The organism is Chthonomonas sp., from assembly GCF_035294165.1.
Classification (GTDB): domain Bacteria; phylum Armatimonadota; class Chthonomonadetes; order Chthonomonadales; family Chthonomonadaceae; genus Chthonomonas.
Genome location: NZ_DATGLN010000250.1, coordinates 1 through 1,254 on the forward strand (window position 1 = coordinate 1; position 1,254 = coordinate 1,254).

1 protein-coding gene is annotated in these 1,254 nt (G+C 57.6%); it reads right to left on the reverse strand.

Features of this window, described 5'->3' with window-relative positions; all coding sequences use genetic code 11:
- Nucleotides 1-247, reverse strand: a 247-nt coding sequence (locus VKV29_RS14070) for a hypothetical protein (RefSeq protein WP_324201949.1), incomplete at its 3' end; no start/stop codon positions are given.
- Between the last annotated feature and the right edge of the window lie 1,007 nt (nucleotides 248-1,254).

A 1,254-nucleotide genomic window follows, 5' to 3' on the forward strand; every position in this document is an offset into this window, starting at 1 on the left:
GCGAAGAGAGAATCCAGGGGCTATCGCGCTGCGAAGCCAGAAAGGTTGGATTGAAACTGGAGGTGAAACCCTCATCCTCCAATGCCTGCTCGCGCAGCCAGCGCTGGACATCGGCGCTCGCTTCATAGCTCGTTTTGCGCGTGGGCCTGGATTTTTTCTGCTGTGCTGCCTGGACTTTACGTCGCGCTCTTGCTTTTACCAGTGGGATGTATTCTTCTTCGGGATCATAGTCGGTCTCGTAATCCACGATAGTTGCTCCTCAATAGCTTTCTCTTTTACGTTCACGCTGGTTTTGCGATCAACTATGGCAATGGGCATGGATATACCTCCTCTCAGTCATGAGCGTTTTAAACGCAAAGGATATCAGGATATATCAAGAAAGCGCCGGTCCGAAGGAGAGCACAGGCAGTGGTGAAAGTGGTTTCGCGTATGAAGTGCCTCAAGGCCGTATTTTCGGCAAGAAGGCAGGCGGGAGGAGACCACAGCGCTGAGTGCAGCGATGGTCGTGCAGAACAGGAGGGATTACGCGGAAGGGTTACATGTTCGCAATTGGAAAAAGGATTGTGAACGCTACTAACAATAGTGCGAGCACAATTTGTAGACGGATTTCGCCCTATTCGGTTCTACAGGACCACGGACTCAGCCGGTAACACCACGCTGCGCGGGGACCGAAGAAAACTTGATGACACTCATAAGGCTACCCCCGTAGATGTATTTCTCAATGAGATTACCACAGGCCCGCCAGAGAATCAAGTCCCCGGCGCTGTCCGGGCGTCTCTTTTGCACTCCTCGCCACCTTCGGTGGCTCGCCCGGGTGGGAAGGGAGCCAGGCGGCGCCGTTCGGCGCCGCCTGGCTCCCTTCCCACCCGGGCACAGCGGCGGCAGCACTTCTCACACCCTGGCTCCCCTCCCACCCCGGGCACAGCGGCGGCGGCGCTTCTCACACCCTGGCTCCCTTCCTACCCCCGGACACAGTGGCGGCAGCGCTTCTCACACCCTGGCTCCCTTCCTACCCCGGGCACAGTGGCGGCGGCGCTTCTCACACCCTGGCTCCCTTCCTACCCCCGGGCACAGCGGCGGTGGCGCTTCTCACACCCTGCCCCCCGGGAGCCGCCGAAGGTGGCGACGCGTACAAAAAGACGGATGCCCACCCAATACCGTTATTGACACCACGATTATGCTGAGATACAGCAAAGTAAGCACAAAGGTTTACTGATGACAGCAGCAGAGCACAATAAAGCCATCATACGCCAG